At 44.3% G+C, this 25,699-nt stretch carries 19 protein-coding genes; 3 read left to right on the forward strand and 16 right to left on the reverse strand.

The features are described 5' to 3' along the window. Positions 1 to 272: 272 nt before the first annotated feature. The 6 genes from QZ918_RS18465 to QZ918_RS18490 all read right to left on the reverse strand — a co-directional run bounded on the left by QZ918_RS18465 (position 273) and on the right by QZ918_RS18490 (position 3,766). The gene (locus QZ918_RS18465) at positions 273 to 746 is read right to left on the reverse strand and encodes a VOC family protein (RefSeq protein WP_293337444.1); all 474 of its coding nucleotides are present in this window, start codon (positions 744 to 746) and stop codon (positions 273 to 275) included. Between the two features lie 146 nt (positions 747 to 892). Beyond that, positions 893 to 1,036: a hypothetical protein gene (locus QZ918_RS18470; protein ID WP_293337446.1), complete on the reverse strand. Its 144-nt coding sequence runs from the start codon at positions 1,034 to 1,036 to the stop codon at positions 893 to 895. Positions 1,037 to 1,585: 549 nt separating this feature from the next. Beyond that, positions 1,586 to 2,071, reverse strand: a complete 486-nt coding sequence (locus tag QZ918_RS18475; protein WP_293181228.1) for a glutathione peroxidase — start codon at positions 2,069 to 2,071, stop codon at positions 1,586 to 1,588. Between the two features lie 2 nt (positions 2,072 to 2,073). Then, positions 2,074 to 2,229 (reverse strand): hypothetical protein, encoded by a 156-nt coding sequence (locus QZ918_RS18480; protein WP_293146475.1) that lies wholly within the window; start codon positions 2,227 to 2,229, stop codon positions 2,074 to 2,076. 317 nt (positions 2,230 to 2,546) lie between these two features. Continuing rightward, positions 2,547 to 3,440, reverse strand: coding sequence for a DUF2382 domain-containing protein (locus tag QZ918_RS18485; protein ID WP_293337448.1), 894 nt, complete (start codon positions 3,438 to 3,440; stop codon positions 2,547 to 2,549). 17 nt (positions 3,441 to 3,457) lie between these two features. Then, a complete protein-coding gene (locus tag QZ918_RS18490) occupies positions 3,458 to 3,766 on the reverse strand; it encodes a hypothetical protein (RefSeq protein WP_293337450.1) in 309 nt (102 codons plus the stop codon). A 25-nt stretch (positions 3,767 to 3,791) separates the two neighbouring features. On the opposite strand from QZ918_RS18490, the gene QZ918_RS18495 reads away from it, so the two are divergent. Next, the gene (locus QZ918_RS18495) at positions 3,792 to 3,926 is read left to right on the forward strand and encodes a hypothetical protein (RefSeq protein ID WP_293337452.1); all 135 of its coding nucleotides are present in this window, start codon (positions 3,792 to 3,794) and stop codon (positions 3,924 to 3,926) included. On the opposite strand, the gene QZ918_RS18500 is transcribed toward QZ918_RS18495, so the two are convergent. The 4 genes from QZ918_RS18500 to QZ918_RS18515 all read right to left on the reverse strand — a co-directional run bounded on the left by QZ918_RS18500 (position 3,923) and on the right by QZ918_RS18515 (position 10,019). After that, the gene (locus tag QZ918_RS18500; protein WP_293337454.1) at positions 3,923 to 4,792 is read right to left on the reverse strand and encodes a DUF2382 domain-containing protein; all 870 of its coding nucleotides are present in this window, start codon (positions 4,790 to 4,792) and stop codon (positions 3,923 to 3,925) included. The two genes, QZ918_RS18495 and QZ918_RS18500, sit on opposite strands and share 4 nt — an antisense overlap. 337 nt (positions 4,793 to 5,129) lie before the next feature. Next, entirely contained in the window at positions 5,130 to 5,645 is a 516-nt protein-coding gene (locus QZ918_RS18505; RefSeq protein WP_293337456.1) for a DUF1499 domain-containing protein, read from the reverse strand. A 68-nt stretch (positions 5,646 to 5,713) separates the two neighbouring features. Further along, positions 5,714 to 7,372, reverse strand: coding sequence for an adenylate/guanylate cyclase domain-containing protein (locus QZ918_RS18510; RefSeq protein WP_293337458.1), 1,659 nt, complete (start codon positions 7,370 to 7,372; stop codon positions 5,714 to 5,716). Next, positions 7,347 to 10,019 (reverse strand): response regulator, encoded by a 2,673-nt coding sequence (locus QZ918_RS18515; RefSeq protein ID WP_527250414.1) that lies wholly within the window; start codon positions 10,017 to 10,019, stop codon positions 7,347 to 7,349. Before QZ918_RS18515 ends, QZ918_RS18510 begins: the two co-directional genes overlap by 26 nt. 376 nt (positions 10,020 to 10,395) lie before the next feature. On the opposite strand from QZ918_RS18515, the gene QZ918_RS18520 reads away from it, so the two are divergent. Continuing rightward, positions 10,396 to 10,530 carry a hypothetical protein gene (locus tag QZ918_RS18520; RefSeq protein WP_293337462.1) on the forward strand — a complete coding sequence of 45 codons (135 nt, stop codon included), beginning with the start codon at positions 10,396 to 10,398 and terminating at the stop codon, positions 10,528 to 10,530. Here QZ918_RS18520 and QZ918_RS18525 read toward each other — a convergent pair. From QZ918_RS18525 to QZ918_RS18545, 5 genes are all read right to left on the reverse strand, one after another. Then, the gene (locus QZ918_RS18525; RefSeq protein ID WP_293337464.1) at positions 10,471 to 13,110 is read right to left on the reverse strand and encodes a response regulator; all 2,640 of its coding nucleotides are present in this window, start codon (positions 13,108 to 13,110) and stop codon (positions 10,471 to 10,473) included. The genes QZ918_RS18520 and QZ918_RS18525 overlap by 60 nt on opposite strands. A 327-nt stretch (positions 13,111 to 13,437) precedes the next feature. Continuing rightward, positions 13,438 to 15,930, reverse strand: coding sequence for a response regulator (locus QZ918_RS18530; protein ID WP_293337466.1), 2,493 nt, complete (start codon positions 15,928 to 15,930; stop codon positions 13,438 to 13,440). After that, a complete protein-coding gene (locus tag QZ918_RS18535; protein ID WP_293146459.1) occupies positions 15,927 to 16,322 on the reverse strand; it encodes a response regulator in 396 nt (131 codons plus the stop codon). Before QZ918_RS18535 ends, QZ918_RS18530 begins: the two co-directional genes overlap by 4 nt. Positions 16,323 to 16,636: 314 nt before the next feature. After that, positions 16,637 to 18,061: a hybrid sensor histidine kinase/response regulator gene (locus QZ918_RS18540; RefSeq protein ID WP_293146457.1), complete on the reverse strand. Its 1,425-nt coding sequence runs from the start codon at positions 18,059 to 18,061 to the stop codon at positions 16,637 to 16,639. A gap of 6 nt (positions 18,062 to 18,067) precedes the next feature. Then, positions 18,068 to 22,027, reverse strand: a complete 3,960-nt coding sequence (locus QZ918_RS18545) for a PAS domain S-box protein (protein ID WP_293146455.1) — start codon at positions 22,025 to 22,027, stop codon at positions 18,068 to 18,070. A 75-nt stretch (positions 22,028 to 22,102) separates the two neighbouring features. Between QZ918_RS18545 and QZ918_RS18550 the strand changes: the two genes are divergently transcribed. Then, a complete protein-coding gene (locus QZ918_RS18550) occupies positions 22,103 to 22,303 on the forward strand; it encodes a hypothetical protein (protein ID WP_293146453.1) in 201 nt (66 codons plus the stop codon). Positions 22,304 to 22,616: 313 nt separating this feature from the next. Here the strand turns inward: QZ918_RS18550 and QZ918_RS18555 are convergent, their stop codons facing one another. Continuing rightward, positions 22,617 to 25,382, reverse strand: a complete 2,766-nt coding sequence (locus QZ918_RS18555; RefSeq protein WP_527250415.1) for a family 10 glycosylhydrolase — start codon at positions 25,380 to 25,382, stop codon at positions 22,617 to 22,619. Positions 25,383 to 25,699 lie beyond the last annotated feature (317 nt).

Below are 25,699 nucleotides of genomic sequence, written 5' to 3' on the forward strand. Positions count from 1 at the left end.
CGCAAAAAGTCTTCAAGATTAGCTATTTAATCTTCTACTTTTTGAGTTTTTGAGCAACTGCTTGCCTGAGCTTCAAAGGTGGCTACTTTTAGCTGCGCTCATTTTTTAGTCTAAACTACAGTAAATTGGTATAAGACGTAAGATAAGACGGCGGTTGAAACCGCGTCTACACAAACAAAACCCGGATGGTGCGCGGGTTGAAGAGCGGGTGGTTAAAATTACGTTATTTTCTTCAGCCTGCTTGGCATGGACTTCGTTTGTCTAAACCTGGTTTAAACCGCCATATTGTCTGCATCGCAGCGGATTTCGATGATAAATCCATCGGGATCGTAGAAGTAAATGCCGCGTCCTGTAGCGCGGGTGACGGGGCCGCTGTCGATCGCAATTTCATTAGACTTTAGCACTTCCAAAGCGCGATCGAACAAATCGCGATCGATGTCAAAGGCCAAGTGGTTAGCGCGAGTAAAAGCCTTTTGGGGATCTGGGTTTGGCGGTTCCAAATCTGGCTGCCAAAATAAGTCAATCACAGTCCCGTCTGGAGTGATGAAATTAGCGACTTTACCAGCAGCCACCATTTCTGTTAAACTTGCAGGAATTTCTGCACCTGTGAGTTCGTGCAAGCCGAGAATTGTACCGTAGAAGTGGCGGGAAGCTTTCATATCGCGCACGTTTAAAGCGATATGGTGAACGCGGCGCAAGTTCCCCGGCGCCAAGGCAATTTTGACGGTGCTTTCGGTAGTTTGCATGGTTGTCAATTGCTACTGTTAAAATTGGACGATGTGAAATTTATTCAGAGTTTGTAGTGAGGACTTCAGTCCTCAGATTTCTATAAGGACTGAAGTCCTCACTACGAACCAATTTAAAGATCGTGAGGACTTAATCTCAATTATTGTTACTTTTCTTTAGGGAACGATGCCATACCTACAAATAGCATGGCCAGCCCGCCTCCCAGTATCGCGAACGCCAGTAAACCTACAGCTAAATCTAATCCAGATGTATTTTCCATTAAATTAAACCATTCTCCAATTAAATCCAATAATCACTATTTATTAATTGCTGATTGCTTGTCAATCATGGGGAAGAGAAGAAAAAAACAAGCTAACTAACCGTAGGGTGCGTCATACCAATTTAATGTGAAGTTGCACATATTCCGATCCCCCTCGCATCCCCATGATAGTCGGGGGACTTTGAGAAGATTCCAGTCCCCCCCTTCGATCGGCTACGGTGTACACACAACTCCTAGAAACCTGGCTATGTCTGACACAACCTGACGTAGGCAAGGTTTTGAGAGTAGCGAACTTTTGATCGAGAGTTTTAGCTTATTGATAATGGTTGACGGGAAATCAAGGATTAAAAAAATAAATTTCCGTTTTTTTGGGTCATCTGATTTCCAACTCGACTTGTGTGTACACCGTAGCCCTTATTAAGGGGGGTTAGGGGGGATCAGATTCGGGAGCAGCCTCATAAAAAATTGGTATCAGGAAGAAAATTGTTAGTCTGTATGCAAAACATTCACCCCTGACGCACCCTACAATAACTAAACATCCATCCGTTAGATCGGTCAAAAAATCCGTTACCGAACTGCTTATTTTGCCAATTCTCGATCGATCGCAGCGATCAATTCCGGCGAATCTGGGCCCACGCTGCTGCGGAATCTGGCAACCACTTCACCCTGTTTGCTAACTAAGAATTTTTCAAAATTCCAGGAAACCTCACCTTTGGGATCGACTGCATTCGTAAGCTTAGCGTACAGCGGGTGCTGCTGGCTGCCTTTAGCGCTTACTTTGTCAAATAATTCAAAGCTGACACCGTATTTTGTAGTGCAGAAATTGACGATTTCTGCGTTGCTTCCGGGTTCTTGAGCTCCGAAGTCGTTGCAGGGAAATCCTAAAACGCGGAGTCCGGCGGCGCCGTACTTCTGGCTCAATTCTTCGAGTCCTTTGTATTGAGGTGTATAGCCGCATTTGGAAGCTACGTTAACTATCAAGAGTACCTGGCCAGCGTACTCTCCTAGCTGCTTGTCTGCGCCTGCGATCGTTTTTACATTAATGTCGGAGATGGTGCTGGGCATTTTCAAATATTTCTAAATTTGACTAGCACAATTTTACCGCAATTTGGTAAGATTTTGTCGAGTTGCCGATCGCTCAAAATTAAAAAATCCCGACCGGGGGGTTTGCGGAGTTCGGGCGGATATGATAGATATTGGCGAAGCCGATGAAATTTTTCCATAGGTACGTAGTTGCGCTTGGGCGCTCTTGCATATATATCAATACCGTTTACTTGTATAGCGCCCTGGGGATAAACCGCTATGAAAAATAGATACGGAGATTGCTTCGTTCCTCGCAATGACGATCTTAAGTAAACCGTATTGGCATATATATAAGACAACACCGTTTACTCAAGACAATAGGTACGTAGTTGCGCTTCAGCGCTCTTTATATATAACATTTATAACGAAAGATGAGGTATGACTGTAAATGGAGTTTTTGATGCAACCCCGTTTACTACACGATAAGTATAAGAGGGCTTAAGCCCAACAACGTACCTCACTTATCTGAGTGGCTTTCTGTCATCCATTTTTGGTACGTATCCTGAAGTTGCTTGTCTTCCAAAACTATTTCTAGGCGGACTTTGACGCAACCGTGGCGGGGTTGAGAGGCGATCGCATTTAAGATTTTGCTAGCTTTCTGCACAGACGTAAATTCTGCCTTAACTGTCGGTTCCTGGCGATCGCTCTTAATCTCTGTCAAATCTATACCCGTGATGTTTCCCTCGCCCAAATCTATCTCTGCCAAAACCTTCGGATCGTCGCCGACTTGTTCGACAATCAACTTTTCCCACTGGATCGGCACTTGTACCATCCGAGTCTCAATTTCTTTGCGGACTATGACTTCGCCGACTTTGCGCTTGCTGCGATTGATTACCAATCGTTCTTCTAGCAGGCGAATTACTTCTCGATCGACAATATCCAAGTTTTCGTCATCCTCATCGGTCTCTAAATGTTCATTTTGGCGATCGGCATCTGTTAGATTTGACATAACTGTTGAGGGATTAGTTGACTCGTTTTTGCTCACTTCATCAAGCTGTTCTGAGGATTTTCCTAAATATTCATACTCTGCCGTTCCCACAAATCCGGGCAGCAGATCGACCATATCTGACTTAATACTTACAAACAGAGATTTTTGATGGTAATCTACTTTTTTGAGCAGCTTGATACTTACTAAAAAAATGCGGGGGTTTTCGCGGCCTAGCCCTGATACCACAAAGTTTAGCTGACCGTTAGGATCGAAATAGACATCTTTGATTTTGCCTACCAAGTGACCTTGGTTGTCTTTGACTGTAAAACTTTTTAGCTTAGTTCTGACTTTTTCCGGCACCCGGTTGAGACGAGTATTAGATTTGGGTGTGGCTACTTTTTCGGCTGATGCTTGACCGTTCATTTTTTAAACTTTCCTGCTTATGGATTTTTATTATGAATTGAGGCAAATTGGTAAAGGCGGTTCAACAGTTGACAGTTGACAGTTGACAGTTGACAGTTGACCCTTCGAGATCGACCTCTACCCTGAAATCGGAGTATTGGAATAATGAATAGTCTGATTTTAATTTCTCCCGATCGGGCGGGTGCATCTGGTTTGTGAAGAGGGCGAAGCATGACCGCATATAAGTTATTAGTTATAATCCCATATTGATTGCGGTCATGCTTCGCCCCTACCGATATATTTTCCAAAACCAAATGCACCGGATCGGGCTTGGGACTTTCAACCAATTATTTCTAGTAAAGTGCATAAACTTTGCCAAAAACCGACAAGTTTTGCACTTTGCCACCGTTATTAGGAATTGCGCGATCGCCAAATTCAAACCTGTGCGGTGAGATAATTATGCGATCGATCGCAATTCCTGTTCAAGACTTCCTGCGGTTGGTTTAGATGGTTTTATTATCTACAACCGGAGTTCCGTCAGTTTGAATGTCTAATTCTTCACGGCGCAAGGTTTCTTCCGCGTCAACGGTGCTGCGAACAACTTCTTTTCTGACGTTGACTTCTTCGCGCACGTAGGCTTCCTTGTGAATGTCGGCCGTTTCTTCGTAGACTTCGATGCGTGCAACTTCCCCTGATTGGAAGTCAGCGTCACCGACTGAAACTACTCTACCAGCTTCGACTGGTGTGACTCGCTCGATTACGACTCGTTCTTTTTCAATGGGTACTGAAGCTCTTGCTGTTTCAGTTTCCACTCGCTTACCAACTGCTACTTCACCTGTTTTGGCGCGGTTTTTGTTGGCAATCAAGCGTTCTTCATAAAGCTTGAGATTTTGGTGGTTTTGTTCGTTGGTTTCGTAGAGGGGGCGATCCATATCGTAGCTGTAGTTGCTGCGATCGTAGCTAGCAGGAGTTGCAGTGCTTGCCACAGGTGCTGCTGCTGCTGCTGTGCCGGGATTGCGGTAGATGCCTCTTACCTGTTCTTCGCGATCGTAATCTAGTGGTTCTAATTCATTGTAAGCCGGCAGTTGTTCTGCTTGAGCTTTGCTGCGAAGGCCTGTGGCGTAGACGCGATGGGCTCCGTAGTCGAAGCGGGCCGAGCCGATCGGCAGCAATACTTTTTTACCAAAAATCCAAATGCCGGTATCAACTACCAGATAGCGAAAACGGCCAGTTTCATCAACCAATGCGTCATAAACGGTGCCTACTTTTTCGTCAGAGTCGCCGGCATAAACATCAAATCCCTTGATGTCGTCTCCCGCAAATATTTCTTCCTTATAGTTAGGCTCAAACTCTGCAATTCTTTGAAGTGCCATGTGTTTTTTCCTCGTCGCTCTACTTAAATTAATAGTAGAAATTAATGGCTTAACTTCCCTCTCCCTAAAGTCTGAACTGCTCAATTTAGGGCGTTTAATACTATAGGAATACAGCGCGGTGTCGGTGCTAGCGCACTCAGCGATTCAATACTGGATTGAGTCACAATACGGTTCAGTTAGGGCTAGTGTCATTGCGAGGAACGAAAAAAAATTAGGTACGTTGTTGGGCTTTAGCCCTCTTTCTCTATCAGTCTAAAGAGGGCTAAAGCCCAACAACGTACCTGTAGTTTCAGAATGTTCTAGGAGAGAGGCTTCAGGAAAGCTAGAAATTTTAGGTTTAGAGTGGATTTAGTTGAGCTCTGATGGTTTCTATGCGTTTGCGGTTGACTCCTAAATCCGACTGTCCCAGACGCGAAGCCGATCGCACGTGAATCACCTTTGCCCCATCATCTACCAAAAATTCCACATCATCCACAAAGCCCATCAAAGCACTGCTGAACTCCGCATACAGGTAATTATCGGTTGCGGTGATAATTTTAGTTTTGCCCGAGGACTCGATCGCCCCTTTGAGCTTAGCCATAGCCTCAGCAGGCGACGAAGCGTAAGCCAAAGGCTCAATTTGGTGCTCGGCATCCTGACTGAAGCTGCTGACGCAGTTGGGGGAAGCAGGGCACGCTGCCAGTTTTCCTGATACAATGCCGATATTAGTAGGTCTTTTTCCAGCAAACATGGTTTTTTCTCCGGGAATTAGGATAAAAGTTGCGATCGCCAGTACCGCTACAGCTACCAGCGATATTAAAACAACTAGGACTCTTTTCAATGCTGTCGGCGATTTTGTTTCAACTGTTTGCAAAGGATGAGTTCTCCAGAAAGTGCGATTTAGATATAATTTTAATATTAATTGAAATTGACATCTCAAACCTAAATAGATTGAGTTTGTTCTTCGAGCAACCAGTAAGTCAGCATTGTTCCTTTACCTTTAACCGTGATAGGCCCCCGTTCTTCAAAAATAAACTGCTCTTTCAAACGCTCGTAAGTCTTCGCCGTCACTTGAATTTTACCCGGCAATCCGTTCGACTCCATCCGCGAAGCAACATTCACAGTATCTCCCCACAGATCGTAGCTAAATTTGCTAATCCCAATAATTCCCGCCACCACCGAACCGCTGTGAATTCCGATCCGCAATTGAAAACCTTCTCCAATTTTGAGATTAAACTTTCTCAAAGCTGCCTGCATATCCAAAGCTAAAAGTGCGATCGCCTCAGAGTGATCTTGGCGCGCCGTCGGCAAACCCCCAACCACCATGTAAGCATCCCCAATCGTCTTAATCTTTTCCAACCCGTGCAACTCAGACAACCGATCGAACTCCGAGAAAATTCCATTCAAAATTTCTACCAACTGCGTCGGACTTTTGTGAGCCGAAAACTCTGTAAAACCCACCAAATCAGCAAACAATACCGTCACCTCATCAAAATGATCCGCGATCGGGTTTTGGCCTTTTTGCAAGCGCTCAGCAATAGGTTTAGGCAAAATATTCAGCAGCAATTTCTCTGTTTGCTCTTGCTGCACTTTCAGCGCTGCTTCAGCTTGTTTCCGCTGAATCAGCGAACCGAGCTGCGTAGCAACCGCACTTACCAATTCCAGCAAGCGCGGCTGAGATTCCAGAACTTTTTCGCGATAAAAAATCAAAATAGCTAACACTTGATTGTCCGCCAAAATTGGCAAACCAAAAGCTGCTTTCAATCCCACATTTACCGCAATTTCCGATCGCAGAAACACTTGTTCCGATGCAGTAGAAACATCCTCGATCCATTCGGACTGCTGCGACTGCCAAATCCTCCCTGGGAGTCCCACACCAGGAGCAAAAGTTAGCTGCCAACTTGTCTGTCGGAATTGGGCAAAACTCGAATCGCTGACGTACCTGCCTCTAGCACATCTTAAAACGCCGTCACTGTTAGGAATCCAAGCTTCGCCCAGATTCCATTCAATAGTTTGGCAAATTAAACCTAAAATCACATCTATAGCCGACTCAAAATTGTCAGATTTGCTAATAGCTTGAGTTGCCTCCAGCAGCAATCTTGTTTCCATTTCAACCTGACGGCGTTCGGCAATTTCCTGGTGCAACTGGACATTTTGATCCGTCAATTTTTGATTTTTTTCTTGCAGTTGCATTTGCAAAGAACGCACGGTCAGTTGATTGCTCACTCGCGCCAATACTTCTTTCACCTGAAAAGGTTTTGTGATATAATCTGCTCCGCCTACTTCAAAAGCTTTTGCCTTATCTATTCCTTCTTCTAACGCGCTGATAAAAATGATGGGAATTTCGCTAAATTGCGGTTGTACTTTCAGTTTTTGACATAATTCATAACCGTTAATATCCGGCATCATAATATCCAGCAAAATCAAATCTGGGACGCTAGACTGAATTGCATCTATAGCCGAAAAACCATTAGTTACAGGTCTAACTTTATAGCCATTTTTTTGCAAGATTCTAATCAACAAACGCAGATTATCTGGCGTATCGTCAACTACTAAAATATCTGCTTGATAGTTTTCAGTTTGTTCCGCCTTTATCTCCACGATCTGATTCCTCCGCCTCGGCAACTAAATTGAGAATTTTCTGGTAATCAAAATTATCGAGATGACCCTGGAGGATTTCGGCAAATTCAGGATGAGCATCCCTTATTTCCTCGATTGTTATCCCAATTAAGTCAAAATCAGCACTGCGGATTACCTGCCTCATGTTATCTATCCATTGTGCGGGAAGTATGGGTAAATAAGCAAGCGCATCATTAGACTGGGAGTCAGATAGATTGTGGCGATCGCCCGCTGACATCAAATCCGTTGAGTTAGAGTATAGATACTTCACCCCTAAATGTTTGTGAAGAGTATCAAAGATATCATTTTTGCGGAAGGGTTTGTTAATAAAATCGTCGCAGCCGACGAATAAAGCAAACGATCGCCTCCCTTCAATGGTACTAGCTGTCAAAGCAATAATCTTCGGAATCAGAGGTTCGACACCAGAAACGTTGATTTCCTCCCCCATTGCTGGCTTGGACTGTCTCTGCTGTATCCTGAGTCTAATTTCCATCGTCGCTTCGCAGCCATCCATCACCGGCATTTGCAAATCCATCAAGATTAAGTGCGGCTGCCAGTTTTCCCACATTTCTACCGCTTCACGGCCGTTGCTAGCCTGTTTCACTGCAAAACCCAAGGGAGAAAGCATTTTGACTAAAAGTTGGCGGTTGTCTTTGCGATCGTCCACAACTAAAATCCGGTAGGAAATCCCATCTGGTTCCACTCCCATCACCTGGCTGCTGATTTCCGGGGTAGGAATCGAAGCGGCATCAACTGCATCAACTTCAATCTCAAATCTAAAAATCGTACCTCGATTTTGCTCGCTTTCCACAGTAATATTGCCGCCCATTAGCCGTACAAATTGGCTGCTGATCGTCAAGCCTAAACCCGTCCCTTTTTGAGCTTTTTGACCGGATTCTGTTTGCACGAAGGCTTGAAAAACCTTGCCCAATTCTTCGGGAGAAATGCCACTTCCTGTATCTTCTACTTCAAATTGCAGAAACAACGAACCAGACAAATCTAAATTATTCTCCGTCAAATTTCCACTCTCAGGCAGAGTGTAACTTGTCGAACCATCTAAATTTGTAGGACTTTCAGCCGCAATGACAATTTCGCCTTCTGAATCATTTCCTCTTGCTTCTTCTCTATTACTTCTATCTGTCACATCCATGACATCCCCTACATCTGTCCCCGCCGAACTGCCTTGCCTAAGAGGCCTCACTCTTACAGATACCCCGCCAACTCTGGTAAATTTCATGGCATTACTGAGGAGATTGATTAGCACTTGGCGCAGTTTTACCTCATCAGTTCGCACGTACTCCGGAACATCTGTATTTCGCTGGAAAACTAACTGCAAACCTTGATTTTTCGCTCGTAGTTGAAACATATCTTCCATTTCGTCAAGCAAGTCGTAGAGATTGAAGTTTGTCGGAAAAACAATCATCCGGCCCGCTTCGATTTTTGCCAAGTCTAAAGCTTGATTGATTAAAGTCAGCAAGTGTTCGCCGCTGCGGTGAATAATTCTGATATTGTCTCGATCGTCTGCTGTTAGATTCGGGCTAGATTCGACGATTTGAGTAAAACCGAGTATGGCATTGAGGGGGGTACGCAACTCGTGGCTCATGTTGGCGAGAAACGTACTTTTTGCTCTGTTTGCTGCTTGGGCAGCTAATGCAGCCTGTTGCAGTTGTTCTGTGCGTTCCACAATGTCAGCTTCTAAGGTACGCTGGTAATTTGCGAGGACTCTTTCTGCTTCTTTGCGCTCGCTGATGTCTTGAATAGCTGCGATCGCAAAAACAACATTTCCGCTGCTGTCAAAAATTGGCGTAGCAGTTACCTCTAAAGTAATTATCAAACCGTATTGAGTGATTTCAACATCATCAACTTTGACAGATTCCCCTCTCAGCGCCCGTAAAATCGGAAAATTTTCAGGAAAATATAGGCGATCGCTCTCGCCGTTATAAAATTGATCCATTCCACGCCATGTTTGGGCAGCCCTCGCGAGGACAGTTTGTGAATCAAGCAATTCCTGCGCTGCATGATTCAAATACGCGATCGAGCCATCGGGATTGTAAACAGATACCCCCACCGGCAAAGCTCCTAAAAATTGATTCAGCCGACTTTCACTCGCAGATAATTCCTCATTGGCTAGCTTCAAGTCTGCGTTTACCACCTCTAACTCCGCATTGACTCTCTTTAACTCCTCGTTGGCTTGTTGTCGCTTGATAGTTTCAATTGTTAATTTTTGGTCTTGCAAATAACTGTGTATTGCTTCTACTACTGTTATTTGCAAATCTTCATCTTGCCAAGGTTTCTGGATGTATCTGTACAACTTAGCATACTTGATGCTGTTGCTCAGAGCTTGTAAATCGGCTTGTCCCGTCAGCATAATAGTCAGCGTATCGGGCGATTGTTCGTGAATTTGTTTGAGCAGCTCGTCCCCTTTAATATCCGGCATGATGTAATCGGAAAGCACCAAAGCTATTTCATGCTCATCAGCCCGCAAATCTGCCAGCAATTCCAAAGCATCTTCTCCACCTTCTGCCGTTTCAATAATGCACCGATCGCCGATCGCCTTTTTGAGCTCAATCTTTAAGCTTTCCAAAACATCAGGCTCGTCATCTATACAAACAATCACAGGTTTCTTCATAAATTTATTTGCCATTTTTTTGTTGAATATTTACTTATTCAAGGCAAAAAGAGTTGTTTGGTTTCGCTTTTTTTGCCAGTTTCACTGCCTTGCCACCCCAGTCAGCAAGTTGATTTTAGATTTACACCACAGATAAAATTGAGAGCTTTTGCATGATTGTTTGATTTACAGAGAAACTGGTAAGCGATGCAGATAATTTCAAGATTGTTTGTGAATGACTGCAATTCAAGTCTAGTCTAAAATTTTGATATTGCCACCACTAAAGATGAATTGTATCTATTATTTTTAGCCATCAGTCATCCAGAGATTTTTTTTCAGACTTCACCCCTGAAAATTGGATCTGAAGCCTCCCCCTAAACGGGGGAAATCAAACAAAATGATTCATTCCTCCAATCCTCTTCTATCGACTGCTATGGGTAGCTGTCAACTGTCAACTGTCAACTGTCAACTGTCAACTGTCAACTGTCAACTGATCACCCGTACTATTAAATTTCTCTGCTTCGATAATTAAGTTGAGAATTTTTTGGTAATCAAAATTCTCTAGATGACCTTGAAGGATGTCGGCAAATTCAGGATGAGCATCCCTTATTTCCTCGATTGTTATCTCAATTAAGTCAAAATCAGCACTGCGGATTACCTGCCTCATTTTATCTCTCCATTCTGCGGGAAGGTTGGGCAAAGAAGCAGACAAAGTATTAGAAGAATCAGATAGGTTATTGGGATCGCCCATTGAATCAGAGCCTGTCAATTCAGAATAGATATAACTCACCCCCAAATGTTTGCTCAGCGTATCAAATATATCCATTTTGCGGAAAGGTTTTCTGATAAAGTCATCACAACCCATCAACAAAGAAAAAGCGCGTTTCTCTTCATGGGTACTAGCTGTTAAAGCAACAATCTTCGGGTTCAGGAATTGAGGATTGGGAATATCCATCTTCCCCTCGCCTTGTTCCTCTTCCTTTCTCCGCTGTATCCTCGATCTAATTTCGATCGTCGCTTCGTAGCCGTCCATCACCGGCATTCGCAAATCCATCAAAATCAAGTGCGGCTGCCAATTTTCCCACATTTCTACCGCTTCACGGCCGTTGCTAGCCTCTTCGACTCCGAAACCCAAGCCAGAAAGCATTTTGACTAACAGTTTGCGGTTGTCTGTGCGATCGTCCACAATTAAAATTCGATAGTATGGCTGATCGGGTTCCATTCCAATCACCTCACGGATGATTTTTGGAGTGGCAATTGCAGCGGCATCAACTGCACTAACTTCTATGCCAAATCTAAAAATAGTACCCCGTTCTAGCTGGCTTTCTACAGTTAGAACGCCACCCATTAACCGTACAAATTCATTGCTAATTGTCAATCCCAAACCAGTACCTTGTTGAGCTTTTTGACCGGATGCTGTCTGCACAAATGCTTGAAAAAGATTGCCCATTTCTTCTGGGGCAATACCAACTCCCGTATCTTCTATTTCAAACTCCAAAAACAGAGAATTAGAAATATTTAAATTATCCATTCTTGCCAATACTTTACTTTCAGACTGACGGGAAATTATAGGATTTTCTGGATAATTGCTTGCTTCTAAATCTGAATCTGTCGAATTTTTCAAGGGACTGACAATTTCCCCTTCATCGCTTATTTCGGCTATATTCGCGATCGAATTCGCTGCTGAAATACCTTCTAACTTCCGGCACACTCTGACTGACACCCCGCCGATTTGAGTGAATTTCATGGCATTACTCAGAAGATTGATGAGCACCTGGCGCAGCTTCACTTCATCAGTTCGCACGTACTGCGGAATGTCAGCATCGCGCTGGAAAATCAACTGCAAATCTTGATTTTTCGCTCGCAGGTCAAACATTTCTTGCAATTCGTCAAGCAAGCAGTAAAGGTCAAAGTTAGTCGGAAGAAGTGTCATCCGCCCCGCTTCGATTTTTGCCAAGTCTAAAGCTTGATTGATTAAAGTCAGCAAGTGTTCGCCGCTGCGGTAAATAATTCTGATATTTTCTCGGTCTTCTACTGTCAAATTCGGGCTGGGTTCGACGATTTGAGTAAAGCCGAGTATGGCATTGAGGGGTGTACGCAACTCGTGGCTCATGTTGGCAAGGAAGGTACTTTTCGCTCTGTTTGCTGCTTCGGCGGCGAAGGCAGCTTTTTGCAGTTGTTCTGTGCGTTCTACAATTTCAGCTTCTAAGGTGCGCTGGTAATTGGATAGGAAATTTTCTAATTCTTTGCGCTGGCTGATGTCTTGAATAACTGCGATCGCAAAAACAATATTTCCGTTGCCGTCAAAAATGGGTGTGGCACTTATTTCTAGAGTGATTGTCAGCCCGTATTGAAGGATTTCAACTTCATTCACCTTGACATATTCCCCTCTCAGCGCCCGCAAGATCGGAAAATTTTCAGGGAAATACAGCCGATCGTTTTCGGCGTCATAAAATTGAGAACCTGCAACTAATTGTTCAACACTGTTGCCTAGCATACTATTTGCCAACCCAGTACCTGCATCTAGCAACTGCTGAGTGGCATGATTGATATAGGCGATCGAGCCGTCGGGATTGTAAACAGATACCCCCACAGGCAAAGCTGCTAAAAATTGATTTAACCGGCTTTCACTCGCAGACAATTCCTGGTTTGCTATCTGCAACTGTTTGTTTGCTTCTCGCCCCTTAATAACTTCATCAGCCAACTTTTGGTCTTGCAAATAGCTGTGAACTGCTTCTACTACTGTTAACTTCAAATCTTCCTTTTGCCAAGGTTTGGGGATGTAGCGGTACAGCTTGGCATACTTGATAGCGTGACCCACAGCCTCTAAATCTGCTTGGCCAGTCAGCATAATTTTCAGCGTATTGGGCGATCGTTCATGAATTATTTGGAGCAGTTCGTCTCCTTTGATATCCGGCATGATATAATCAGAAACAACTAAAGCTATTTCGTGTTCGTCCGCCTGTAAATCTGTTAATAACTCTAAAGCATCTTCTCCTCCTTGCGCTGTTTCAATAATACACCGATCGCCGATCGCCTTTTTTAGTTCAATCTTTAAACTGTTCAGAACATCAGCTTCGTCATCAATACAAACAATCACAGGTTTTTTCATGATTTTGCTTCCCGGAGTTTTTTTTGCTTCTCTCTTTGCTGCTACAATTTTGGTAAAGAATCAGATTTCAACCGATTTTTTTTACCAACTTTTTTGGGTAACACTAGATTGAGTTGAATCTCGATCGCCATTTCAATGTGATCCTCTAGAGGAAATTTCCCGATCGACCTTCACGCCTGAAAATTGGATCTGAAGCCTCCCCCTAAACGGGGGAAATCAAACAAAATGATTCATTGCTCCAATCCTCTTCTATCGATGGAAGAGGTAGCTGTCAACTGTCAACTGTCAACTGTCAACTGTCAACTGATGAACTCTACCATGCTATTTTTATGCCTCGGCAATTAAAGTAAGAATTTTCTGGTAGTCAAAATTATTGAGATGATCCTGGAGGATTTCGGCAAATTCAGGACGATCGTACCTTAATTGCTCGATCGTCCTCGCAATTAAGTCAAAATCAGCGCTACGTATTACCTGCCTCATGTTTTCTATCCATTCTGCGGGAAGTGCGGGCGAGTAAGCAAGCGCAGCATTAGAGGTAGCGTCAGATTGATTGTGGAGATCGCCCGTTGGGATAAAATCAGTTGAGTAAGAGTAGAGGTACCTCACTCCCAAATGTTTGTGGAGCGTATCAAATATATCAGTTTTGCGGAAAGGTTTGCTAATAAAATCGTCGCAGCCTATAGATAAAGCAGACGATCGTTTCTCTTCAATAGTGCTAGCTGTCAAAGCAACAATCTTCGGAATCACAGAGCCGTTTTCTTGTCGCTCTTGCTCTTGCTGCTGTATTCTGTTCCTAATTTCTTTAGTAGCTTCATAGCCGTCCATCACTGGCATTCGCAGATCCATCAAAATTAAATGCGGCTGCCAATTTTCCCATATTTCTATTGCTTCGCAGCCATCGCTAGCCTCTCGCACTCCAAAACCCAAGGGAGAAAGAATTTTGACTAAAAGTTGGCGGTTGTCTTCGCGATCGTCTACAATTAAAATTCTATAGCAGGGTTGATTTGGTTCCAACCCAGTAACTTCCCGGTTAATTTCTGGGGCAGGAATATTAGCAACATCAACCACACCTACTGGAATCTCAAATTTAAAATTTGTCCCGCGTTCTAATTCACTTTCTACGACGATTTCTCCTCCCATCAGCCGGACAAATTGACGGGTAATAGTCAATCCCAAACCCGTACCCTTTTGAGTTCTTTGACCCGAAGATGTTTGCACAAATGCCTTGAAAATATTCCCCAATTCTTCCGAAGCAATACCAACGCCTGTATCTTCTATTTCAAACTGAAGGAAAATTACCCGCTCGTCAGTTAAATCATCAGCCTCATCTGTGGGTACAACAGTTGCCACATCAATTCTATTGGTGGCAAAGTCTCTAATACTTTTTGTAGTATCAATGCAAGCTGTGGGATTCCCCAATAAATCAACTATTCTAGATTTTTCTAATTGTGAAACCCTTAAAACGATCGAACCTTGTTCCGTAAACTTAATTGCATTGCTGAGAATATTTATCAGCACTTGCCGCAGTTTGACATCATCGGTTCGCACGTACTGGGCAACGTCATTTGCTCGCTGAAAAAGCAACTGAACCTCTTGATTCTTTGCCCGCATTTGAAACATATCTTGTAAATCGTCAAGCAAGCGGTATAAGTCGAAGTCTTTAGGGTCAAGTATCATCCGCCCCGCTTCAATTTTTGACAAGTCTAAAACTTCATTGATCAGGGCCAGCAAGTGTTCGCCACTGCGACGAATAATACTCAGATTTTCGTGATTTTCGACAGTAAAATTGGAGCTGCCTTCCATGATTTGTGCAAACCCCAGTATCGAATTGAGAGGAGTCCGCAATTCATGGCTCATATTGGCCAAAAACGTGCTTTTAGCTTTGTTTGCAGCTTCAGCAGCTAAGGCGGCTTGTTGCAGTTGTTCTGTGCGTTCGTCTATTTTGGTTTCTAAGGTGTGCTGGTAATCTGCTAGTATTTTTTCGGCTCGTTTGCGATCGGTAATATCTTGAAAAGCTGCGATCGCATAAACAATATTTCCCCTAGCGTCAAAAATTGGGGTAGTATTGATCTCGATCGCAATTATTTTGCCATCTTGACGGATTTCTACATCGTCAACCCTGACAAATTCTCCTTTGAGCGCGCGCAAAATTGGTAGATTGTCCGGCGGGTAAAGCTCATCAGTATTGGCAACATAAAGTTGATAAGTTGCAGCTAATTGTTCCGCAGTGCTTTCCGGGATAGTGTCTGCACCCAGCAAATCCCGCGCTGCTTGGTTGAAATAGGCGATCGAGCCGTCGGGATTGTAAACAGATACCCCCACGGGCAGAGCTGCTAAAAATTGGTTCAGGCGGCTTTCGCTCGCCGACAGCGCCGCATTTACTTCTTGCCGCTTCAGGATTTCATCTGTTAACTTTTGGTCTTGCAAGTAACTGTGAATTGCTTCTACTACCGTTAATTTTAAATCTTCATTGTGCCAAGGTTTAGGGATGTAACGGTACAATTTAGCATACTTTATAGCATTGCTCAGAGCTTCCAAATCAGCTTGCCCAGTCAGCATAATAGTCAGCGTATCGGGCGATCGTTCGTGAATTTTTTTAAGCAGTTCATCCCCTTTAATATCCGGCATAATATAATCGGAAAGCACCAACGCAATCTCGTATTCATCCGCCTGCAAATCTTCCAGTAACTCTAAAGCATCTTCCCCCCCCTCAGCCGTTTCAATAATACACCGATCCCCGATCGCCTTTTTCAGTTCAATCTTTAAACTGTTCAAAACATCAGGTTCGTCATCAATACATACAATCACAGGTTTTTTCATAATAACTTTGCCAGCCCAGATTTGATCGTATCTATTAACTCTTTACTTTTCCACGGTTTGTACAAACAGCAGTATAAATCGGCTTCTTCTACTGCCCGCTGAAGAGCAGCTTTATCCGCTTGCCCCGTCAACATCACCTTAACGATTTTGGGATATTTTTGGTGAACTCTAATTAACAGTTCGTCACCTTTAATTCCCGGCATCAGCCAATCAGAAACAACCACAATCACCTCAGCTTCTGCTGGAAACTCCTCCAGTAAATCTAAAGCTTCATCACCACTTTCAGCTAATTCGTAAAAATAATCATCTTTAAATTCATTCTTGAGCTGCATCTTGAGAGTCTTCAAGATATCGGGTTCATCGTCAACGCAAAGAATTACAGGCTTATTCATCTTTTGCTCTCTGCTATTATTTTAATGGGTTTACCGACATGACTTGCTTCTGTGTTATTGATTTGGGGCGAGGATGCACTATCTATGTCCCCTATTTTATTTTAATAGAACTTCACAAAAGAAACCCGGTCAATCGCAATAAATCTTATGTTTGTCAGCGAGACAGCCCCTGTCGCTATCGGAAATCAGCCCCTGCGGATAATACCATTTTGGCATTGGAGGATTGGGGATGTTCGATTGGGTATCACTGATGACAATCGGGGTTTGGTGCTTGCTGACAGTGGCATTCTTTTTTTAACAGGTGTAAGTTTAGTTTAATAGATTGGGAGGGAGACTGTAAAGCTTGTCTGTCCCGGTACCGACTCTACAGCAATTGTACCTTCATGTTTGTCAACAATTTTTCTCACGATGTCCAATCCCAAACCGCTACCTTCCCCCGCAGATTTAGTCGTAAAAAATGGGTGAAAAATTTTGGGAATAACTTCTGGGGGAATACCTTTGCCGTCATCAGTAAATTTGAGGACAAGATTTGTCTCTTGCTGCTTAGTTTCAATCGTCAAAATACCTTTATAATCCATTGCTTGCAGGGCATTGTGAATTAGATTTGTCCAAACTTGATTTAAGTCATCGGGATAGCACATAATTTTCGGTAAATCTCCATAGTTTTTGACTACTTCTATGCCGTGTTTCAGTTGATTTTGATAAAGAGTTAGCACCATTTCAATGCCATCATGCAAGTTCGCCTGCACTTTTTCTTGCTTGCTATCGAAATGAGCGTAGCTTTTTAAGGCAAATACTACTTTTCCCGACTTGGCTGTCGCTCTTTGGATCAGGCTAATACTTTTTTTAAAGCTCGCAAACTGGTAAGCAGTATTGAAAACCACTTCCCAATCCGGCAATTTAAAAAATGGCAACAATTCTTCTATGCGATCGTAAATCTCCATGTCAACTAAACTATCCGCTATTTCTTCCGCATTTTCAATGCCTCCTGCCATCAACTCGTTAGTCAACTGCTGCTTAATTTTGCGCTTTTCTCTGCTAGTAAATAGCGTTTCGTGATTTATAGATCTGTGCAGCAAAGCTAAAAAACAAGCTTGGCTTTCTTCAGAAAGTTGTTGAAAAAATTGAGGCATTTTTTCTAAATTTTCGTCCCAAAAATTAGAAATATTATCAATAGATGAACCTATGATGCCCAGCGGAGTATTGATTTCGTGGGCAATGCCGGCAATCAGTTGTCCCAGTGCCGCCATTTTTTCCGATTGAATCAAATGCTCTTGTGTCGCTTGCAATTGGTAGATAGCAGTTGCTAAATCTTGATTTTTTTCTTGCAAACTTTGTTGCAACGAACAAATTTTTAAATGAGTTTCGATGCGGGCTAAAACTTCTTCAACCTGAAACGGTTTGGTAATAAAGTCCACTCCCCCAACTGCAAAAGCTTTAACTTTATCCATCACGTCGTTAATCGCACTGATGAAAATCACCGGGATGTCTTTTGTTACTTCAGAATCTTTGAGGTGCTGACAAACTTCATAGCCATCCATCTCCGGCATCATAATATCCAGCAGGACTATATCTGGGGGCATTTTTTGAGCGGCAGACAGTGCTAGCTTGCCGTTGGGAACCGGGCGAACTTGATAGCCTTTGTCGCTCAAAATTCCTGCCAGCAGCCGCAGGTTTTGTGGCGTGTCGTCCACCACTAAAATATTAGCTCGATTGGTGTTGGGTAAAGTTAAATTCATCGGTATTTACTGTTGTTCGCTGCGCTCGATTATGGTCAAAATTCTGTCATATTCAAAATTATTAATGCAATCTTGAAGCGTGGCAGCCAGAGAGGGGTTGATAGTGCCGATTTGTGCGATCGAACTGGCGATCGCCTCCATATCTACACTCAAAATATTTTGCTTGAATTGAACCCTCCAGTCTGGAGAAAGAGAGGCGATCGCCTCTGGTGTCAGCACATCCTGACTAGACTCCCCCGCACCCCCCATACTGACCTCTGTTGGCTCTTCATAAATATAGCGTACTCCTAAATGTTTCCCCATGGCCGCAAAGATATCTTCCTCTCGGAACGGTTTCCGCATAAAATCATCGCAACCCGTCGAAAGAATCACCGCCCGTTCTTCCTCCAAAACACTAGCAGTCAGGGCAACAATCGCCGTTGCTTGCCCGCCAGTTGTAGTTTTAATCTGTTTCGTTGCCTCGTACCCGTCCATTACAGGCATTCTCATGTCCATCCAAATTAGATGCGGTTCCCAATCCCTAAAAATATCCACCGCTTCTTGACCGTTATTCGCTTCTCTCAACAGAAATCCCAACGGACTGAGAAGTTTTACTAACAGTTGGCGGTTCAAAGGTTTGTCGTCCACAATTAGCAAGCGGTAAGGTGGCTGATTCGGTTCGAGGGCAACAACTCGACGTAGAGCTTTTTTGCTTTCAATATCACTAGCTTCCACTAGATGAACTTGGATGTCAAACTGAAATAGCGCACCCTTGCCCACCTCGCTGCTAACAGTAATTTCACCTCCCATCAATTGCACGAACTGGCGGCTGATCGCTAAACCTAAACCCGTCCCTTCTTGAGAATCTTTACCCGTTGTTGTCTGCACAAATGCTTCAAACAACTGATGGATTTCTTCGGTGGCAATGCCTGCACCAGTATCTTGAACTTCAAAGTGAAGCGAGTAGCGGCCGGGCATTTCATCAGCGCTGTTTTTGTGTAAATTCCGCTTTCCTCCTTTCACTTGCACAGACACTCCACCTTGTGAAGTAAATTTAATTGCATTGTTGAGCAAATTAATTAATACTTGGCGCAATTTCACTTCATCTGTGGAAATGTAATGGGGAACTTCTGCATCTCGATCGAAGATTAATTGCAAGTCTTTTTCCTCAGCTTTGAGAGCAAACATATCTTCTAAATCGTCGAGAAGTCGGTATAAATCGAAACTTTTTTCATTAATAGTAGTGCGTCCGGCTTCAATTTTTGACAAGTCTAAAACTTGGTTAATTAACGTCAGCAAATGCTCGCCGCTCCGCAGGATAATCCCGACATCTTCTTGATTTTCGGGAGACAAATTTTTACTGCGGATCATGACTTGAGCAAAGCCGATGACTGCGTTCAGGGGCGATCGCAATTCGTGGCTCATATTGGCGAGAAACGTACTTTTAGCTTTGTTGGCTGCTTCGGCGGCTTCTTTCGCCTGCTCCATTTTGATTTGTGCTTGTTTGCTATCCGTAATATCTTTAATAAAACCTTCGTGATAAAGTAGATTTCCTGCGGGATCGCACACGGCCCGACAATTTTCGGAAATCCAGATGATGCTACCATCTTTGCGGTAAATTTCCGATTCAAAGTTAGACAGTATCCCGTACTCGTCGATCAGCGCTACAAATTCGCTGCGGCGGTTGGGTTTCACGTAAAGCTGGTTCTTGAAATTCGGCTGTGCTGCGATTAATTCTGCGGGCGATTCGTAACCGTAGAGTTCAGCTAAAGCGGGGTTGGCGCTGAGGTATGTCCCGTCAGCAGCAGTTTGAAAAATGCCATTCAAAGCATTTTCATAAATGTTGCGATACTTTTCTTCTGCTTCGCGGAGGGCGGTTTCTGCTTTTTGGCGATCGGTAATATCGCTCGAAATCGAGAGAAAACAAGCTTCTCCGTCAATATCGATGGTTTCAATAGACAGCAGGGCAGTTCTTTCTGTACCGTTTTTTTTGCGAAATCTCAGCTCGTAATTGTGAAGGGCTGTCTGGTTTCTTAACATTTGAATCATGCGATCGCGCTCTCCTAGGCTCGCCCAAAAATTCAGATCTACGGCTGTTTTGCCAATAATTTGGTCGTGCGTGTAGCCAATCATCCGGCAAAAGCTTTCATTAACTTCTATGTGGCGACCGTCACTGATTCTCGTGATCGTAATTGCATTTGGACTAGAACGAAAAGCTTTAGAAAACTTTTCTTTTGCCTTGGCAAGAGCGGCGGTACGTTCTGCAACTTGCACTGCTAAGTTTTGGTTGTATTCTTTTAACAGTTGCTCCGCTTGTTTGCGTTCCGTAATATTTTGAAAAGCGCACATCCCGTAGATAATATGTCCTTGGGCGTCGTAAATAGGAGTTCCCCAAACTTGTAGGGGAACAGTTTTGTCACTGGAGGAGATTTCCATGTCATCGACAGTGACACTTTTGCCCTGCAAAGCATTTAAAATAGGGTCGTGTTCCGCCGGGTAAATTTCCTGGGTTCCAGCTAAATAAACTTTGTAAGCTTGGCGCAAATTTTCGGCATCTGCTGCTATGATTCCTTGACCAAAAAGTTGCTCTCCTATAGGATTAATGTAGTGAGGTTTACCATTTTTTTCGACAATAAAAATGCCTAGCGGTACTGCATCGAGAAATTGTTTAACTCGGCTTTCACTTTCCGAGAGCGAAGTAAATGAATGCTGCAATTGCTCTGCCATGCTGTTAAAAGCAGTGGCAAGTTCTCCGAGTTCGTCAGAACGATAACTCACTAATTTTGTATCCCACTCATTGCTCGCCAAAGCTTTCGCGGCCAAATTTAACATTAAAATCGGTCGCACCACCCATTTCGCAGTCAGAATCCCTAGAATTGTCGCTGTTATCAAAGCTGCAACCGACAGCCAAATCGTCGTGCGCGTATTAGAGTTAATTTGCTCCATAAAATCAGACTCTGACACAACCACCACAACCAGCCAATTTAAGCCGTATTCGTCAGTAATGGGAAAAACTTGGAGAAATTCTTGTTGCCCGTCGATCTTAAATTCAAATTGATAGTTTTGCTGAATATTTTTTAAACTGACGAAGTGATTTTTCAAAAAAGCAACACTAGAGCGCATAATTAAATTATCGCTGTTTACTGCTTGAATGCGTTTGGAATCTTTGGCTTTTCCCGTTAATATGGCTTGACTTTTAATCGAGCTTGCCACTAAATCACCTGTCGGTTCGAGAATAAATACTTGCCCTGAACGACCAAATTTTAGCGTTTGCAAAAAATGACTAATTTGGTTGATTCCCAATTCAGAGGCGATAACTCCTAACAGTTTGCCACTGCTATTATAAAAAGGTCTGCTCGCTTTTATTTGCAGCACGTTATAGCCAAAATTTATGTAAACTTCGCTCCAAGTAGGCTTTCCTTGCTTGATAGCACTCGTATAAAAAGGACGGTTACGTGGATCGTAGTTAGGAACTTTTTTAGCAAGTTTGACGCGGTTGGCATTATTGTCGATGTTGTAGTAGTAAAGATCGCCGCCACCTGGGGTCAGTTGTTCTGCAATCTGCGGTTGTTCCGAAGTTGATTCTCTATCGATCCAACCGACACGGAAAGATTGACCTTCTGCATTGGCAAGGCCAGCATTGCCTAAAGAAGGGAAAGCTTGAACTTGCCGCCAAAAATAAAGTTCAGCTTCTGAGAGTTTTTGAAAGTCTAACAAGCCCTGTTGCAGGGCATAATAGTTAATTTGATTGACTTGTTGGGGAACTTGGAGGTAGCTTTTGACGCGATCGTAAACTCGGTTGCTAATTTCTTGTCGCAACTGAGCGGCCACATCGTTGACCGCGCGCTGACCGTTTTGGAACGACAGCCAACCTACAACTCCTACTATGCCAACAATTTGCACTAAAAAAGGAAGCACGAGCACAGTTTGTAATGGAGCTTTGCCGATAATTTTGGTAGCAAAGCGATTCAGCGGTTTAGGAAACATATTCATCCTAAAAATAATTGAAATTGGTCGTGGAAATTAGTAGATCTTAAAGTCTTGGAGCGATACAGGAGGGAGTTGTCTCAAATCCGGTTCCTGACTCATCGTAAAAGTGTTGGCGATCGCCTTTTGAGAGTTTTGAGGACTTCCCTCGTGACTGCACAATTAGAGTTTTTTAACCTGATTTGCGAGTGCGAAGCAATCCTGGGTGTTGGCGATCGCGATCGGATCGCTTGCCTTCCGGTCTTCGGACACGCAATAGAGATGTCCGCGGCATAAGTAGGTGGTTACAAATAAAGATTACATCAGTTGGGCGGGTGAAAGCGCTGCTCTACTAGCTTCTATCATAGAATTTTAACCGACACCAGCCCTTACAAGAGAATCAGGTTTTTTTTGATGACCTACTTACTTGTTGCGGGAAATGCAGATTGGTATAACTGCTATGCAGATATTGTCCGTACTGACAACTGTCCAGGGTATTAATTTAAATTAATCTAGCGTATTTCAAGAGAAAGTTTTTGGAGAACTATCGATGCAGGTGATTGGGTACGATCGCACTATCCGCAGCCACCGGCACCCAAAACACCTGCATTTACCTGCGATTCAACTCCACCCTTTCGCCGTAACGCAACAACATATCCAAGCTTTCCAAACGATTTTGCCAAGTTTGCACCTGATAGCTATTTTCCCCAGAATGCAAGCGCATCGTAGATTGAAATTGAGCTTCAAAACTCGCCAACAATCTTTTAGCAGTTGTTAAGCTTTCGGCAGAAGGACTTGCAGCCAATCTGCTCAAGGCAACACCCAATTCCTCCGATCGACTTTTGAGAACTTTCAATTCAGATTCCGACACCCGCAACTGATTGTTAGCCAACAAAAAACTCCATTCCTGCTTGAGAGCAGTATAGCGCGAAGCTGCTGCTGCAAAGGGCTGGCGGTAAGGAATTGGTTCGGAAGCAGAAGTTGTTAGCGAAGCCCTGGTAGACGATCGCACTCTGACACCTTGAGTGCGGTTAAAAAAGCCCTGCATCCCGCTGCTGATACTTTCCACGGCAAAAATAGCATAGCCCCCAGTCGGCAAATCGCGCAAAGCTTGAATTTGGTCGATCGCCACAACTTCCGGGAGTGTCAACAACTTAACCGAGGGAGAAATCAAGGCCGAACCGAGCATTTGTTCCTTTGCTAGCGGTTCGGTAATGCGTTGAAGTCGGTTCGTATCCAAAGCATAAGTCATCGGCACAATCAAGTCTACAATCCCCTGACGGGCCCAAACTTCCCAATTTTGCTGAATTTTGTAAATCCGCTGACTTTCGGGGTGCGGAAACACCGCCACTGAGAGAATAGTGCGCGGATTATTCTGCCGCAAAAGCTGAGATACTTCAGCTACAAAACTATTAATTTGATTGGTCTTAAACTCAACCCACTGCCGCCACAAACTGCCAGAACTCGGCGAAATATTCACCGGATCGGTACCAGTTAACTGTTTAAATTGCTGCCTTGCTGCTGCACCGTAACCGTAGACAAAACCTGCATTGTCATCTTGAAAAGGATAGCGAATGTAGTCTAATTGCACACCATCTACTTTGTATTTCCTGGTAATTTCGCTGATAATTCTTAGTAAATAATTCCGCGCTTCCGGGTTTGCAGGATCGAGATAAAATTTACCATCGTTAGGGTTTTGGGTGCGTCCTTTATTGTCAATATTTGCCCAATTTGGATAGGCCGAAAGTACCGGGCCTGGATAAGAACCAGGTTTGCCAATTAAAGTATTGTGGCGTTTATTGCCCGTGGCAAAAGTCCAAATCCAAGCGTGCAGTTCTATGCCTCGCTCGTGGGCTAATTTAACCGCAGATTCCAGAGGATCCCAGCCAACTGTGAGGGGGTTTTGTTGCGGTGCAACTTGACTGGGATAAATCGGATATCCGGCATTTAAAGTTTCAAAGAAAACCGTATTGATTCCGGCGGCGGCAAGTCGATCGAACACCGAGGCCAAACCCTGTTCCGATCGCGCTGCGACGATCGTACCGCGATCGAGCCAAACGGCGCGAATTTCCGCCCCAACGCGCTGCCCTTCCTGGGGGTAATTTTGCCACAGCAACTGGCGCGCTTGCACCCACTGCTGCCTGATCTCAGCGTATTTTTGCTCTTGCAGGAGTTGGTCAAAATTTTGCAAAACCTGACGGGCCTTGGCGATCGCCCCTGTGGTTGCTGCTGGCAACACCAACGGGCGACTCGCCTGCGGCCCACCGACACTGTTGTTTGACGCCACCAATTGAGGGGGGATAGCAGCATTGATATTGACCGCAGTATTGCCTGAATTAGCTGCTGTCAGGGCGCTTTCAAACCTGCCGAGGAGGTTGGTGAGTTCTTGGCGCATCAAGTAGGCTTCAATGCTGACGATCGGCTTATTGGAATTTATCTGCACGTCCAAACCCGCCGGCGCCGACTGATCCGAAGGGTCTGTAAAAGTTGCAGGTACGGGATCGGGAAGGGGGGGAGAAGGAGAAAGTCGGCTCAGCGGAGTATTGCGCGGCGAACTGGGGGTATTTCTCGTGACCCTGGAGGGGGGATTTGGCAGCGGTGGTGCGGCTGCTGTTGGCGGCTCGACAGGCCTACCCACAGTTCCTCCCCAGCGGGCGATCGAGGCCCGCAGCCAAGCCGAGTCTATATTTGGGGAACCGTCGCTACCCCAGCGCCAGCCGAGATAGGTAGCGCGATCGGTGGCGATCGCAGCGGAGGAACCGGAACTATCTTTCCAGGTAGCGATGGTTTGACTGTTCGCGTCGGCGGGAATCAAGACGCCGCCTTGAACCGAGGCATTTTTTTGTTCTGGGGGAACCCAGTTGCTAGAACTGGTACAAGCGAGATCGCGGCAGCGGGTGCGGGGTTGCACACCCCCCCGCTGAGTCAACGGAAAAGCCCAATAGGCTCCGAGGAGCGATCGTAAAGATTGACGTACCAAGGCTGGGGAACTGCGGCCGACTGGGCCCGAAGCAATCAAGCGGCCTCCCTGTTTTGTCCAGGCTTCTAAAACTTTAATTTGCGCCGGAGTCAAAGTTTCTATATTGGGCAAAAACAGCACGTTAACGCCTGCTAAATCCGCCAAATTTTTGATGTCTTCGAGATTTATTGGTTTGTAAGCAATGCCGCTTTCCCAGAGGCGCGTGGTAATCTTCACCCAGTCGGGGGAATTCTCGGAACTGCGAACAACTCCCAGAACTACTTGGGCAAAACTGGGAGAGGGAAATAGGATCGAGAGATTGAATAATGTACTCGCTAGAGTCCCAATGAAGACTCTTTGCAAGAAGGTGAAAAAGCGAATTTCTTGATTTCTATCGGGCTTTTTGATTTGTTGTATTGACACGAGAATTACCCACCACACCACTTAGGAAAATTTCAATAAAAATTTCGAGGAATTAATCCGCACACTACAGTTTTTTATCACGTCCTGCAACCTAAATCAGGAAAATATGCGATCGCCCGCCTACAATGGGATCGAATTCGAGCGAACCGATCTCAGGTGCGATCGAACGATCGCCATAAAAAAGGTTTGTAGTGAGGACTTTAGTCCGCATTTAGGAAGGACTGAAGTCCTCACTACAAACCTTACTTACTGTTTGTAGTGAGGACTTTAGTCCGCATTTAGGAAGGACTGAAGTCCTCACTACAAACCTT

Origin of the sequence: Microcoleus sp. CAWBG58 (assembly GCF_020883045.1) — a bacterium.
Taxonomy (GTDB): Bacteria; Cyanobacteriota; Cyanobacteriia; order Cyanobacteriales; family Microcoleaceae; genus Microcoleus.

Bases quoted from the DNA above. Each gene is read 5' to 3' on its own strand.
- QZ918_RS18540 (WP_293146457.1), bottom strand. From the start codon at position 18,061: ATGAATTTAACTTTACCCAACACCAATCGAGCTAATATTTTAGTGGTG.
- QZ918_RS18545 (WP_293146455.1), bottom strand. From the start codon at position 22,027: ATGTTTCCTAAACCGCTGAATCGCTTTGCTACCAAAATTATCGGCAAA.
- QZ918_RS18480 (WP_293146475.1), bottom strand. From the start codon at position 2,229: ATGGAAAAATTTCATCGGCTTCGCCAATATCTATCATATCCGCCCGAA.
- QZ918_RS18520 (WP_293337462.1), top strand. From the start codon at position 10,396: ATGATTCATTCCTCCAATCCTCTTCTATCGACTGCTATGGGTAGCTGT.
- QZ918_RS18515 (WP_527250414.1), bottom strand. From the start codon at position 10,019: ATGAAGAAACCTGTGATTGTTTGTATAGATGACGAGCCTGATGTTTTG.
- QZ918_RS18475 (WP_293181228.1), bottom strand. From the start codon at position 2,071: ATGCCCAGCACCATCTCCGACATTAATGTAAAAACGATCGCAGGCGCA.
- QZ918_RS18500 (WP_293337454.1), bottom strand. From the start codon at position 4,792: ATGGCACTTCAAAGAATTGCAGAGTTTGAGCCTAACTATAAGGAAGAA.
- QZ918_RS18465 (WP_293337444.1), bottom strand. From the start codon at position 746: ATGCAAACTACCGAAAGCACCGTCAAAATTGCCTTGGCGCCGGGGAAC.
- QZ918_RS18530 (WP_293337466.1), bottom strand. From the start codon at position 15,930: ATGAAAAAACCTGTGATTGTATGTATTGATGACGAACCTGATGTTTTG.
- QZ918_RS18535 (WP_293146459.1), bottom strand. From the start codon at position 16,322: ATGAATAAGCCTGTAATTCTTTGCGTTGACGATGAACCCGATATCTTG.
- QZ918_RS18485 (WP_293337448.1), bottom strand. From the start codon at position 3,440: ATGAACGGTCAAGCATCAGCCGAAAAAGTAGCCACACCCAAATCTAAT.
- QZ918_RS18525 (WP_293337464.1), bottom strand. From the start codon at position 13,110: ATGAAAAAACCTGTGATTGTTTGTATTGATGACGAAGCTGATGTTCTG.